The sequence below is a fragment of the Microbispora sitophila genome (genome assembly GCF_014892245.1).
Classification (GTDB): domain Bacteria; phylum Actinomycetota; class Actinomycetes; order Streptosporangiales; family Streptosporangiaceae; genus Microbispora; species Microbispora siamensis.
On sequence record NZ_JADBGC010000005.1, the window covers coordinates 65,373 to 78,106 of the forward strand.

Annotated in this window: 12 protein-coding genes; 5 read left to right on the forward strand and 7 right to left on the reverse strand. The window is 72.2% G+C overall.

The window, feature by feature from the left end:
- Positions 1-94: 94 nt before the first annotated feature.
- The 7 genes from IL992_RS10470 to IL992_RS10500 are packed head-to-tail and all read right to left on the reverse strand — an operon-like array spanning position 95 to position 5,298.
- Positions 95-799 (reverse strand): hypothetical protein, encoded by a 705-nt coding sequence (locus IL992_RS10470; protein ID WP_256862933.1) that lies wholly within the window; start codon positions 797-799, stop codon positions 95-97.
- Complete coding sequence (locus IL992_RS10475) at positions 792-1,076, reverse strand: BMC domain-containing protein (protein ID WP_079317476.1); 285 nt, start codon at positions 1,074-1,076, stop codon at positions 792-794. The genes IL992_RS10470 and IL992_RS10475 overlap by 8 nt, the downstream gene beginning before the upstream one ends.
- A 15-nt stretch (positions 1,077-1,091) precedes the next feature.
- Positions 1,092-1,337 (reverse strand): EutN/CcmL family microcompartment protein, encoded by a 246-nt coding sequence (locus IL992_RS10480; protein ID WP_079317478.1) that lies wholly within the window; start codon positions 1,335-1,337, stop codon positions 1,092-1,094.
- A complete protein-coding gene (locus tag IL992_RS10485; protein WP_193203140.1) occupies positions 1,337-1,927 on the reverse strand; it encodes a hypothetical protein in 591 nt (196 codons plus the stop codon). The genes IL992_RS10480 and IL992_RS10485 overlap by 1 nt, the downstream gene beginning before the upstream one ends.
- Complete coding sequence (locus tag IL992_RS10490; RefSeq protein ID WP_193203141.1) at positions 1,924-2,538, reverse strand: BMC domain-containing protein; 615 nt, start codon at positions 2,536-2,538, stop codon at positions 1,924-1,926. The genes IL992_RS10485 and IL992_RS10490 overlap by 4 nt, the downstream gene beginning before the upstream one ends.
- A gap of 1 nt (position 2,539) precedes the next feature.
- A complete protein-coding gene (locus tag IL992_RS10495; RefSeq protein ID WP_319018465.1) occupies positions 2,540-4,033 on the reverse strand; it encodes an aldehyde dehydrogenase family protein in 1,494 nt (497 codons plus the stop codon).
- Complete coding sequence (locus IL992_RS10500) at positions 4,030-5,298, reverse strand: class-III pyridoxal-phosphate-dependent aminotransferase (protein WP_193203142.1); 1,269 nt, start codon at positions 5,296-5,298, stop codon at positions 4,030-4,032. The genes IL992_RS10495 and IL992_RS10500 overlap by 4 nt, the downstream gene beginning before the upstream one ends.
- A 223-nt stretch (positions 5,299-5,521) precedes the next feature.
- Between IL992_RS10500 and IL992_RS10505 the strand changes: the two genes are divergently transcribed.
- The 5 genes from IL992_RS10505 to IL992_RS10525 all read left to right on the forward strand — a co-directional run bounded on the left by IL992_RS10505 (position 5,522) and on the right by IL992_RS10525 (position 12,355).
- The gene (locus IL992_RS10505; protein ID WP_319018466.1) at positions 5,522-7,024 is read left to right on the forward strand and encodes an APC family permease; all 1,503 of its coding nucleotides are present in this window, start codon (positions 5,522-5,524) and stop codon (positions 7,022-7,024) included.
- 10 nt (positions 7,025-7,034) lie between these two features.
- Positions 7,035-8,042: an acetamidase/formamidase family protein gene (locus tag IL992_RS10510; RefSeq protein ID WP_193203143.1), complete on the forward strand. Its 1,008-nt coding sequence runs from the start codon at positions 7,035-7,037 to the stop codon at positions 8,040-8,042.
- Positions 8,039-10,282, forward strand: coding sequence for a propanediol/glycerol family dehydratase large subunit (locus IL992_RS10515; RefSeq protein WP_319018467.1), 2,244 nt, complete (start codon positions 8,039-8,041; stop codon positions 10,280-10,282). The genes IL992_RS10510 and IL992_RS10515 overlap by 4 nt, the downstream gene beginning before the upstream one ends.
- Positions 10,283-10,346: 64 nt before the next feature.
- Positions 10,347-10,721 (forward strand): diol dehydratase small subunit, encoded by a 375-nt coding sequence (locus IL992_RS10520; RefSeq protein ID WP_226872701.1) that lies wholly within the window; start codon positions 10,347-10,349, stop codon positions 10,719-10,721.
- Positions 10,718-12,355 (forward strand): diol dehydratase reactivase ATPase-like domain-containing protein, encoded by a 1,638-nt coding sequence (locus IL992_RS10525; RefSeq protein WP_193203144.1) that lies wholly within the window; start codon positions 10,718-10,720, stop codon positions 12,353-12,355. Before IL992_RS10520 ends, IL992_RS10525 begins: the two co-directional genes overlap by 4 nt.
- Positions 12,356-12,734: the final 379 nt, after the last annotated feature.

The window sequence follows — 12,734 nt, forward strand, 5'->3', positions numbered from 1 at the left end:
CGCGCTCCTCAGTCCAGATCGGCGGCGCGCCCCTCCGGCTCGCTCGGTGTTTCCCGCGTCGCTCGTCGGCTCGCTCGGTCTGGGGCGGATGCGGTCAGTGGTCGCGGCCCTCGACGGACTCGAGGACGCGGACGATGGCGTCCCTTGCCGTACGCACCGAGGAGGAGCGGCCGCTGATGTAGAGCCGCCCGGCCGACCCGATCATCTGCACGTCCACCAGCGTGATGTCCGGCGCCGCCGCCTCGGCCTCGTTGGCCGCCACGGTCGCGAACAGCGCCGGGGTCATCTCGCAGACCAGCAGCGTCTCCCCCGGCAGGACCATCGAGGCCTGCCGGTTGCGGTTGATGAGCACCGCGTGCTGGTCCGTGATGTCCTCGATGACGTCGGTGTAGAGGATCCGGGGCCGCAACTGGTCGCCCGCCGAGGCGCCGATGCCGTCGAGGATCGCCTGCCCGGCCCGCCGTACCTCCTCCAGCGAGGAGCCGTGCACCTCCAGCACGCCGAACTGCCGCTCGACGAACAGGATGCCGGGCTCGACGGACGGCACGGCGCGCAGGGCGAGGTCGATGACCCGCTCGATCGCGAGGCCGGGGGCCACCTCCACGATCAGCGCGTGCTGCCCCTCGTACGGCGGGTAGCCCCGGGCCCTGGTGGGCGCGGCCATCGCCGCGGTGAACTGCCGCCGCAGGTTCTCCACCAGCAGGTAGACCCGCAGCTCCGCCGTACGCCGCTCCGCGGGAGCCGCCGCCTTGGCGGCGGCACGCGCACGGGAACGGGGGGCAGGGGCGGCGCTACTCACCGGTCGAGAGGTTGAACGCGCGGGCGAGGTCGGCGTGCGGGCGCGGGATGACGTGCACCGAGACCAGCTCGCCGACGTTCGAGGCGGTCTCCGCCCCGGCCTCGGTGGCGGCCTTGACCGCGCCGACGTCGCCGATGACCGTGACGGCCACCAGTCCCGACCCGACCTGCTCGCGTCCGACGATCGTGACGTTGGCCGCCTTGACCATGGCGTCGGCGGCGGCGAGCGCAGCCACGTAGCCCTTGGTCTCGATCAGGCCGATCGCGTTGTTGGCCATGTGCCTCTCCTTCGGTTAGACGGTTTCGTCGATGGAGCCGATGATCAGTGCGTCGATCGGCGGGGACTTCTGGGCGGGGAACCAGGAGGCGGCCACCGAGCCCTGCACGATCAGGACCCGCTCGCCGATGCCGCTGCCGAGCACGTCGAAGGCGATCAGCCGGGCTCCCCCGTCGAGTTCGACTTCGAGGAACGCCCCGGCCGGGATGCCCTCGACCCGCTTGGTCGACCACACGCTCGACGTGACGGTGCCGCGCAGCATCAGTCCTCCCTCTCCACGGTGAGCCCGCAGGCGCGGGCGCGCTCCCTGGCGAGCGGCGTGAGCACCGCGCGGCGGCCGAGGACCAGCCGGGCGCCCGCGGCGGCGGCCGCCGCCACGTGCCGCTCGGTGACGGCCCCCTTCTCGTGCCGCACGACCTCCCGGCGTACGGTCTCCTGGCGTACGGCCTCCTGAACAACGGGCTGGGCGGCAGGCGCGGAGGTGGGTGCGGGGGCGGCCAGGCGGAACCGCAGCCGTCCCGACCGCAGGGCGGCGGCGCGGGCCGGGTCCGCCGCGAGGTCGAGGACCCGCAGCGCGAACGCGTTGAGGTCGTCGTCGCCGCCGATCACGACGGGTTCGGCCGCGGGCGCTCCGCCGGTCGTCTCCGCGGTTGCACCGGGCACGTGTCCGGCCGGCGCGGTGGCCATGGACACGTGCCCGGTCCGCCCGCCGGTCGCGGACGCGTCACCGGGTGTCGCCGGCGTGGCTGACCCGAACCCGGTCGGCCCGGTCGCGGCGGAGATCGCGGGGAGGAGATCGCGAAGCACCTCGCGGACCAGCAGCCGCAGCTCGTCGGCCGGGAGCGCGGTCATCGCACGGCTCCCGCCCTGTCGCCCAGCACCTGGCGGGCGGCGTCGGCGGCCTGGCGCACGTCGGACTCGCGGCCGGACAGGTACACCCGGCCCGTCGCGCCCATCATGCGGTAGTCCACGACCTTGATCTCCGCGGCCTTCTCGGCCTCGTTCACCGCGAGGATCGCGTACGACGCGGGCTGGCACTCCAGGACGAACAGCGACTCGCCCGGCAGGGCCAGCGAGCCGACGCGGTTGCGGTTGATGAGGAAGGCGTGCTGCCCGTCCAGGCTGGAGACGATCTCGGAGGCCAGGATGCGGGGCGGCACGGCGTCGGCGGCGCTCGCGCCGAGCGCGTCGAGCACGGCGTCGGCCGCCGCCCGCACCTCGCCGATCTGCCCGTGGAACTCCAGGTAGCCGAACTGCCGCTCGACCACCAGCACGCCGGCCTTCACGTCGGCGTGCTTGAGCGCCACGTCGGTCAGCGGCTCGATGTCGAGCCCGGGGGCGATCTCGATGATCTGCGCGGCCTGGTTCAGCCGGGGCAGCGCGCCGCGCATCCAGGTGCCGAGGTAGCACATGGTCTGCGGCTGCAGTTGGTCGATGAAGATGAAGGAACGCAGCTCGGCCATGTCACGACCTCACCAGCGACGCGAGCTCTTCGAGGATGAGCCGCCTGATCTCCTCGCGCAGCACGTCGGCCTGTGGAGCCGGGGCCGCCGGGGAGGCGGGAGCCGTACGCGCGTTGGACGGCTCGGGGTAGCGCGGCACCGGGCCGTCGGGCGGCGACCACGGATCGAGCCCGGCGAAGTCGCCGAACGGCGCGTCCACGTGGTAGGCGAGCTTCGTCCAGTTCACCAGGTTGCCCGGCTGGAGGTTCTCGCCCGCCGACGAGCCGCCGACGTAGCCGGTGCCGATCGTCATGGAGATCGGCAGGTTCGTGTGGACGCCGGAGCCGCCCAGGCTGTTGCCGGAGTTGACCGAGACGCGCAGCACCGGCACGGCCGCGCCGTACTCCATGATCGTGCGCGAGTCGGTGCTGTGGATCGCGGCCGAGTGGCCGGCGCCGCTGATGCGCAGCACGGCCCTGGCCGCGTCGATCCCGGCCCGCGCGGACGGCACGCGCAGCAGGGCGAGCACCGGGCAGAGCTTCTCGTGCGCCAGCGGCTCCTCCGGCATGGGCCGGTCGATCGGCGCGAGCAGCACGCGGGTGCCGGGCGGCACCCGTACGCCGGCCTGCTGGGCGATCCAGGTCGCGTCCTTGCCGACGAAGCGGGTGTCGAACCGGCCGCCGGGGAAGACGGCCTCGCGCACCCGGTCGCGGTCGGCGGCCGACAGCAGGTGAGCGCCGCGCATCAGCGAGACCAGCCGGTCGGCGATCGCGTCCTGCGCGATGAGCACCGACTCGTTGGTGCACAGGATCGAGTTGTCGAACGCCTTGCTGTCCACGATCAGCCGCGCGGCCGACTCCAGGTCGGCGGTGCGGTCCACGAACACGGGGACGTTGCCGGGGCCGACGCCGAGCGCGGGGTTGCCCGAGCGGTAGGCGGCCCGGACGACCGGCGTGCCGCCGGTGGCGACGATCACGTCGACCCTGGGGTCGGCCATCATCGACTCGATCAGCGGCAGCGCGGGCTCCTCGACGACCTGGATCACGCCGTCCGGCGCGCCCGCCTCGGCCGCCGCCGCGGCGAGCGTCCTCGCGGCGTCGGCGCAGCACTCCTTCGCCATCGGGTGGGGGCTGATGACGATCGCGTTCCTGGTCATCAGCGCCAGCAGGATCTTGAAGTAGACGGTGGCGACCGGGTTCGTCGAGGGGGTCAGCGCGAACACCACCCCGGCCGGCCGCGGGATCGAGACGATCTTCTGAGCCGCGTCCGTGCGCGGGGAGACGTAGTCGTGGCCGGCGTACTCCTCGACCAGGCCGGTGGAGCAGGCCACGTTCTTGAGCGCCTTGTGCTCGGCGACGCCGAAGCCCGTCTCGCGCACGGCCCACTCCGCGTACCGGGTCGCGTTGTCGGCGCCGGCCCTGGCCACCGCGGCGACGATGCGGTCCACGCTCGCCTTGTCGTACCGGGCGAAGGCCCGGGCGGCCCAGCGTGCCCGCTCCAGCATCCCGGACGTCACTTTCCAGCCTCCTTCGCGGCCCGTGCGATCGCGACGGCCGTACGGTCGAGCAACTCCTCGGTGAGCACGGGATCGATGAGGATGCCCGGCTTGTACTGCAGGACCCGGGGGTCGAGGGTGGAGAAGATGGCCCACACGCCGTTGTCGTAGAGCTGCCGCATGACGAACTTGGCGCCCTCGGGGTGGTCGAACTCCAGGCCGAAGATCAGGCCGTTCTGCCTGATGCCGGTGAACCAGCCCGGGTTGTCGTCCCTGATCCGCTCCAGTCCGCGGCCGATGACGTCGGACGCGTGGTGGACGATCGAGCGGGTCTCGGGCCGGTTGCAGATCTCCAGCGTCTTCATGGCGGCGAAGCAGCCGAGTTCGCCACCGCCGAACGTCGCCATGTGGGCGAAGCCGTCCTCGGTCAGCCAGCCGGCGCAGCGCTCGCTGACCAGGACCGCGGCGATCGGATAGAGGCCGCCGGAGATGCCCTTGCCGGTGACGAGGATGTCGGGCCTGATGCCGTGCTTGGTGATGCCCCACAGCTCGCCGGTGCGCATCAGGCCGGTCTGCACCTCGTCGGCGATGTAGAGCGCGTCGTACGTCTCGCAGAGCCGCCTGACGCTCTCCAGGTAGCCGGGGTCGGGCAGCGGGAAGCCGTAGGTCGCGGGGATCGTCTCCATGATGACGGCCGCAACGTCGCGGCCCCGCAGGGCCTCCTCCATCCCGGCCAGGTCGTTGAACGGCACGTGGACGAACTCCTCCGGCCGCTCCGAGAGGAACAGCCGGGAGAAGCGCTCGTCGCCGGTGCCGACCGCGAGGCCGGTGTGGCCGTGGTACGCCTTGACGATGGAGACGATCTTGCGCTTGCCGGTCGCGTGCCTGGCCGTCTTGAGCGCGATGTCGATGGCCTCACCGCCGCCGCTGGCGTAGATGACCTTGCTCAGCCCCTCGGGACCGGTTTCGATCAGCGCCTCGGCCAGCGCGGTGCGGGCGAGCGAGGGGAAGTGGTGGTTGCCGATGTCGAAGTGGTCCATCGCCTGCTTCAGCGCGGCCACGACCTCCGGGTTGCGGTGCCCCAGGTTGTAGGTGCCGCCGTTGAGGTGGACGTCGATCAGGCGCTTACCGGAGACGTCGTAGAGGAAGTAGCCCTCTCTGCGGTCGATGACCAGCGGAACACCGGAGTCGATCCAGAACTGGGTCTTCCCCGGGTTCCAGTACGCCGAGGACTTCTCGAGAACCTCGTCCTTGTCCGCAAAGGTGAACAGCCCGTAGTCCAGCATCCCGGTCCCATCGGTCCGTGAATCGGTAGGACCAAATAAGACACCGGTCACACCTTAAACGTCAACGGTTCTCGTAGTGAGGACTACGAAACACCAAGGGTCTTGCCCGGGCAAACCATGGAGTGGCACGATTTGCGCACCTTGTGTGACATGTCACACATATCCCCCACCCCCACCATGGTCTCCCGGAGGCACTGCTTTGAGCACCTTTGAGACACAGGCGGTGACGTCATCCGCCGAGACCCCGGGCGTCAGCCGGTTGCGCAAGGACGCCGTCGGACTGGTCGGCGTCATCTTCATGGCGGTGGCCACCGCCGCCCCCATCACCGCCATGACGGGCAACGTGCCCATCGCGCTCGGCTTCGGCAACGGCCTGGGGGCGCCGGCGGGCTACCTGTTCGCGACGATCGTGCTGACCGTCTTCTCGGTCGGCTACACCGCGATGGCCAAGCACATCACCGCTGCCGGGGCCTTCTACGGCTACATCTCCCACGGCCTCGGCCAGGTCGCCGGAATGGTCGCGGGGATGCTCGCGACGATGGCGTACGTCGTGTTCGAGGCCTCGATCATCGGGTTCTTCGCCTACTCGGCCAACGACACCTTCAAGACCATGGCGGGCGTCGACATCCACTGGCTGTGGTTCGCCTTCTTCGGCCTTGCGCTCAACGCGATCCTCACCTACTTCGACATCAACCTGACCGCCAAGGTCCTCGGCGTCTTCCTGGTCACCGAGATCTTCATGCTCGGCCTGACCGCGGTCGTGACCTTGTTCCACGGCGGCGGTCCCGACGGGCTGATGGCCTCCTCGATCAACCCGATCAACGCGTTCGCGACCAACGGCCTGGCCGCCGGCGCGGTCGGTCTCGGCCTGTTCATGTGCTTCTGGTCGTGGGTGGGCTTCGAGTCCACCGCCATGTACGGCGAGGAGTCGCGCGACCCCAAGCGCATCGTCCCCCGGGCCACGCTCGTCTCCGTCGTCGGCATCGGCCTGTTCTACACGTTCGTGTCGTGGATGGTGGTCGCGGCCAACGGCGTGAAGGCGCCGGAGATCGCCGCCAAGGAGTTCGCCGGCATCTTCTTCAACCCCACACAGGAGATGATCGGCACCTGGGCCGTCGACCTGTTCAAGATCCTGATCCTGACCGGGTCGTTCGCCTGCTCGATGGCGTTCCACAACTGCGCCTCGCGCTACCTCTACGCCCTCGGCCGGGAGAACCTGTTCCCCGGCACCGCGAAGACCATCGGCGCCACCCACCCCAAGCACGGCTCGCCGCACATCGCCGGCTTCGTGCAGACCGGCATCTCGGTCGTGATCGTGCTGGCGTTCTTCTTCGCCGGGATGGACCCCTACATCCACATCTACACGCTGCTCGCCGTGCTCGGCACGCTGGCGATCCTCATCGTGCAGGCGATGTGCTCGTTCTCCGTCATCGGCTTCTTCCACGTGAAGAAGAAGCACCCGGAGACGAAGAGCTTCTGGCGCACGCTGCTCGCCCCGCTGGTCGGCGGCCTGGCCATGCTGTACGTCGTCTTCCTGCTGTTCCAGAACCAGGAGGCCGCGGCGGGCGACGCGTCCAACACCCTGTTCTTCACGCTGATCCCCTACATCGTGCTCGCCTTCGCGGTGCTCGGCGGCGGCTTCGCCCTCTACCTCAGGGCCCGCAACCCGGTGAAGTACGAGATCATCGGCCGAATCGTCCTCGAGGACACGGTCGAGCGCGACTAAGGAGTAGACGATGACGGTGTCGTACGACCTCGATCCCGAGGCGGACCCGGCGGGCCTGACCTACACCTTCGGCGGCGCCGCGCCCGTGCTGTCGATCAAACCGGGCACGGCCTTGTCGACCTGGACCCGCGACTGCTTCGCCGGCCGGGTCAGGTCGGCGAGCGACCGGGTCTCGGAGGTCTGCGACCCGCGGTTCATCAACCCCCAGACCGGCCCCTTCTACATCGAGGGGGCCGAGCCCGGGGACACGCTCGCCGTCCACTTCGTGTCCATCGAGCCGAGGGAGGCGCGCGGCGTCAGCACGACCGTGCCCTTCTTCGGCGCGCTCACCGGCACCGGCACCACCGCGCTGCTGCACGAGGCCCTGCCGGAGCGCACCTGGATCTACGAGATCGACCGGCAGGCCCGCCTCGTCCGCTACAGCGCCCTGGAGTCGCCCTACGAGGTGGACCTGCCGCTCGACCCGATGCACGGCACGGTCGGCGTGGCGCCCGCCCTGGGCGAGGTGCGCAGTTCGCTCGCGCCGGGCGACTGGGGCGGCAACATGGACACCCCGGAGATGCGCGCAGGGACCACCTGCTACCTGGGCGTCAACGTCGAGGGCGCGCTGTTCTCCTTCGGCGACGGCCACGCCCGCCAGGGCGAGGGCGAGACCTGCGGGGTCGCGGTCGAGACGGCCATGGACACGGTCGTGATCGTCGACCTGATCAAGGGGGCGCCCTGTCCCTGGCCCCGGCTGGAGAACGACGACTTCATCATCACCACCGGCTCAGCGAAACCGCTCGAGGACGCGTTCCGCATCGCCCACGCGGAGCTGACGAAGTGGCTGGCCGCCGAGACCGGGCTGTCCACGCTCGACGCCTACCAGCTCGTCTCGCAGGCGGCGCTCACCCCGGTCGCCAACGTCGTGGACACGGTCTACACGATGACCGCCAAGCTGCCGAAGGCCGTGCTGAAGGGCGCCGCCCCCATGGGCGGGGCGCACGCCCGGCTGCGCGCGATGGCGGCTGCCCTGTGACCGGTCCTCATGCGGAGCGGCCCGTCGGGCGGGTCAGGTTCATGGACGCCCAGCGGGTCAACCTCGACGGGTTCGCCGTCGAGAACCCCGAGCTGGGCCTGGTCGCGCTGGCCTCGCCGTACGACCCCGAGCCCGGCCTGGTCGTCGAGGACGGCGTGGTCGTGGAGATGGACGGCGTCCGGGCGGACGAGTTCGACTCCGTCGACGCGTTCATCGCCGCGCACGGCCTCGACCTCGCGGTGGCCGCCGAGGCGATGGCGCTGCCCGACGTCGCACTTGCCCGCATGATGGTCGACCCGGGCGTGCCCCGCGCCGAGGTCGTACGGCTGTGCGCCGGGACGACCCCGGCCAAGCTGGCCCGGGTGCTGGCGCTGCTGCGGCCCGCCGAGCTGGTGATGGCGATGACCAAGCTGCGGGCCCGGCGCACCCCGTCGAACCAGGCACACGTCACCAACCGGCTCGACGACCCGCTGCTGCTCGCGGCCGACGCGGCGACCGCCGCCGCCTTCGGCTTCCGCGAGCTGGAGACCACCGTGCCCGTGCTGGCCGACGCGCCGTCCAACGCGGTCGCCGTCTCGATCGGCGCGGCGGTCGGCTCGCCGGGCGTGCTCGTGCAGTGCTCGGTCGAGGAGGCGCTCGAACTGGAGCTCGGCCTGCGCGGCTTCGTGTCGTACGCCGAGACGGTCTCGCTCTACGGCACCGAGCAGGTCTTCACCGACGGCGACGACACGCCGTGGTCGAAGGCCTTCCTGACCAGCGCGTACGCCTCCCGGGGCATCAAGATGCGGGTCTCGTCCGGGGCCGGGGCCGAGGTGCTGATGGGCGGGGCCGAACGCCGGTCGATGCTCTACCTGGAGTCGCGCTGCGTGTCGCTCGCCCGGGCGATGGGCGCGCAGGGCGTGCAGAACGGCGGCATCGACGGCGCCAGTGTCGCGGGCGCCGTGCCGCGCGGCGTGCGCGAACTCATGGCCGAGAACGTCATGGTGATGGCGAGGAACCTGGAGTCCTGCTCTGGCAACGACGCGCTGATGTCGGAGTCGGACGTGCGCAGGACCTCCCGCACGCTGCCCATCTTCCTGGCGGGCTCCGACTTCATCTGCAGCGGTTTCGGCTCGATCCAGCGGTACGACAACATGTTCGGCCCGTCCAACTGGAACGCCGAGGACGTCGACGACTACCTCGCCATGCAGCGCGACTGGGGGGTGGACGGCGGGCTGCGCACGGCCGACCCCACGGACGTCGCGGCGCTGCGCGAACGCGCCGCGCAGGCCGTGCGCGCGGTGTACGAGTGGTTCGGCCTGGCCGACTTCACCGACGAGCAGGTGGCCGCCGCCGTGGACGCGGCCGGCTCGAAGGACCTCGCCCCCGGGGACCCGGTCGCCGTCACCCACGCCGCCCGGACCATCCGCGAGACCGGCCTCACCATGGCCGACGTGGTGACGGCGTTGTACGAGACGGGCTTCGAGCCGGAGGCCGAGCGGCTGCTCGACATGCTCAAGGTGCGCGTCGCGGGCGACTGCCTGCAGACGGCGGCCATCCTCACGCCGGACATGCGCGTGCTGTCGCTGGTCACCGATCCCAACGACTACTCCGGGCCGGGCACGGGATACGAGCCCTCGCCCGAACGGCAGGCGGAGATCGACGCGATCCGGCAGCAGCGCTCGGTCGAGGACCTGCGCCGCGAGCAGGCCGCCCACGCCCGCGACGCGCTGCGCCCGGCGGGCCCGGCCGGACAGGGCGGGGACCCGCGCGAGGTCGTCGTCGGCGTCTCCCCCGCGACCGGCCGCGACATCTGGGTCACGCTCTCGGGGCTGCCCGTGGTGGACGTCCTGCGCGAACTGCTCGCCGGGCTGGAGGAGGAGGGCTGCACGGCCCGGATCGTCCGCTTCTGCGACACCATCGACCTCGGCATGATCGGCCTGTCGGCTGCCCGGCTCGCGGGCTCGGGCATCGGCATCGGCCTTCAGGCCAAGGGCACCGCGCTCATCCACCGCCGTGACCTCGCGCCGCTGGCCAACCTGGAGCTGTACAGCATCGCCCCGGTGCTGTCGGCCGCCGACTATCGGCTCATGGGCGTGAACGCGGGCCGCCACGCCAAGGGTGGCGCCCCCGAGCCCGCCCGCAACCCGTATACGGACGAGGCGATCGAGGCCCGCTACCACACGAAGGTCGTCTCGCTCGTCGCCATCGAACGCGCCCACTGCCGGCCCGGCGCCCTGCCCGAGGAGTTGGTTCTTTGACGTACGCTCACGCGGGCGCTCGCACGGGCCGTCCGCTCGCCGGGAACGGCGGAAGAGGCGGCCGATGACCGGCATGAACCCGCGCCTGCGCGCCTACTCGGGGCGGCCGGTCGAGGCGGTGACGCTGGAGGCCGTGCGGCGGGGCGAGGTGTCGGCCGACGACCTGCGCATCCACCCCGAGACGCTGGAGACGCAGGCCGTGGCCGCCGAGCGGCACGGCAACCCCCAGCTCGCCGCCAACCTGCGCCGCGCCGCCGAACTGGCCCGCATCTCCGACGAGGAGGTGATGCGCGTCTACGAGGCGCTGCGCCCGCGCCGCGCCACGGCCGGGGAGCTGTCCGCGCTGGCCGGCTGGCTGGAGGAGCACGGCTGCCCACGCAACGCCGCGCTCGTCCGGCAGGCCCGGGACGTGTACGTACGGCGGGGCCTGACCCGGTGAGCGGGCTCGTCGCGGGCGTGGACGTCGGCAACGCGACCACGGAGATCGTGATCGTCCGCGACGGAGTTCCGGTGGCCTGGGACAGGGTCGTCACGCGCGGCCCGAAGGGCTCGCCGTCGTCGCTGGCCGGGGCGGCGGCCCTGCTGCGCCGCCTGGAGCGGGGGCTGGGCGAGGCCGCGGCCGAGGTCGTCATGGCCCCCATGCGCCCGGTGTGCACGACCACCGTGGAGGTGCCCGTCGTCGCGGCCGGAACCGGACGCCTCCGGATCGTCGCCGCGGGCAGCCCCACCCCCGGAGGGGAGGGCGTCGCGGTCGGGCGTCCCCTGCTCCTGACGCCGGGTGACCTGCCCCGCGGTGAGGACGTGATCGCGCTCGTGCCGCGCGACCTGGGATACGCCGAGGCCGCCCGGCTCATCCGAGCGGCGCTGGACGCCGGGATTCCACTGCTGGGCGTGCTGGCCGAGGGCGACGAGGGCCGCCTGATCGCGAACCGGATCGGAAGGCCGCTGCCCGTCGCCGACCAGGTCGACGTCACGGCGGTCGCCGCCGCGGAACGGGTCGCCGTTGAGGTGCGCCCGCCAGGGCGTCCGCTGCGCCACCTGTCCGACGCGCTGTTCGTCGCCGCGCGCCTCGGCGAGCGGGACGACGCGCCCGCGATCTGTACGGAGTTGTACGACGTCTCCTGCGCCGTCGTCGCCCGGTTCGCGCGGCGCCAGGCCGATTCGGTCGGACCAAATGCTCCGGAAGCGACGGTCGAGCGGGCGGTGGCCGACCTGAGCCGGGTGGCCGCGGCGGCTGGTGCTCGCGCGGGGACGAGCCGATCCAGGTCCCTGCTGGTGGCCGAGATGTCGGCCTCCGCCCCCGCCGCGCCGCCCGTACGCCTCGACATGGGATCACCAGGCCCCGCCGTCTCGTCGGGGCCGGCGCGGCCGGACGAGGCCGCCGCCCGCACGCCGGCGGATCGGCTCGCGGGCAGCGGGACGGTTTCCGTACGGCGGGCCCCGAGCGAGGCGGCGGCGGCCCGTGCGGGAGCCCTCACCACCCCCGGCGCGGATCGGAACTCCCTGGTCGTGGACCTGGGCGGCGGCACGGTCGACGTCGTCGGCCCGCCGGGCGAGGTCGTGGCCGCGGGCGCCGGTGACCTGCTCACGGCGGCCGTGGCCGCGGTGCTCGGCATCCCCCGGGGCGCGGCCGACTGGGTGAAGCGCGGGCCCTGCGTACGGCTCGAGACGCCTCACGTCTCACTGGGCGAGGACGGCTCGCGGGTGTTCCTCGACTCGCCCGCCCCGCCCGGCTCGGTCGGCTGGCTCGCCGTCCCGGGCCCGGCCGGGCCGCTGCCGTTCTCCAGCGCCATGAGCCCGGCCGAATGGCGCACCCTCCGCCTCGCGGTGAAGCGCGAGGTCCTCGGGGCCACCGTACGCCGCGCGCTGAACACCCTGAACATTCCGGGCGGGCGTGGCGGAGGGAGCGTCGTGGTCGTGGGCGGTCCGGCCGGAGACGACGAGGTGCTCGGCGTGCTGGCCCGCGAGCTTCCCCCCGGCACCGTCGTCGGCCGGGGAAACGTCGCGGGCGTCCTCGGCCACCGCTACGCCGTCGCCTACGGCCTGGCCACCGGCGCGTACCCGCAGGAGTAGGGCCGCGTGCGAGGCCGCCCCGACGAAGCGGAAAACCGTTTTCCGGCCCCGGGGCGGTTTCCGTACACTCGCCACTGATCACGCGCGCCGCCACGCCGCGGCGCGCGCCTTGACCGAGAGAGGGGAGTTGACCGTGCGCCAGCGCATCGCGGTCGTCGTCCTCCGGTCACGGCACGAGGTGATCCTGGTGTCTACGTCGCTCCCCGGTGGCGGCCGCGCGGCCGCCACCGGACGTTCCTGACGAACCCCGCGCCCCTGGTCAGGACTGAGCGGGCACCGGGCCCCACTGGAGCCGCCCTTGTGGCCGCACTGTGGCCGCACTGTGGCCGCACTGTGGCCGCACTGTGGCCGCACTGTGGCCGCACTGTGGCCGCACTGT

Excerpts from the sequence above, each read along its gene's own strand:
- IL992_RS10510 (WP_193203143.1), top strand. The coding sequence starts at position 7,035 with ATGACGGTGTCGTACGACCTCGATCCCGAGGCGGACCCGGCGGGCCTG.
- IL992_RS10490 (WP_193203141.1), bottom strand. The coding sequence starts at position 2,538 with ATGGCCGAGCTGCGTTCCTTCATCTTCATCGACCAACTGCAGCCGCAG.
- IL992_RS10485 (WP_193203140.1), bottom strand. The coding sequence starts at position 1,927 with ATGACCGCGCTCCCGGCCGACGAGCTGCGGCTGCTGGTCCGCGAGGTG.
- IL992_RS10520 (WP_226872701.1), top strand. The coding sequence starts at position 10,347 with ATGACCGGCATGAACCCGCGCCTGCGCGCCTACTCGGGGCGGCCGGTC.
- IL992_RS10475 (WP_079317476.1), bottom strand. The coding sequence starts at position 1,076 with ATGGCCAACAACGCGATCGGCCTGATCGAGACCAAGGGCTACGTGGCT.
- IL992_RS10480 (WP_079317478.1), bottom strand. The coding sequence starts at position 1,337 with ATGCTGCGCGGCACCGTCACGTCGAGCGTGTGGTCGACCAAGCGGGTC.
- IL992_RS10500 (WP_193203142.1), bottom strand. The coding sequence starts at position 5,298 with ATGCTGGACTACGGGCTGTTCACCTTTGCGGACAAGGACGAGGTTCTC.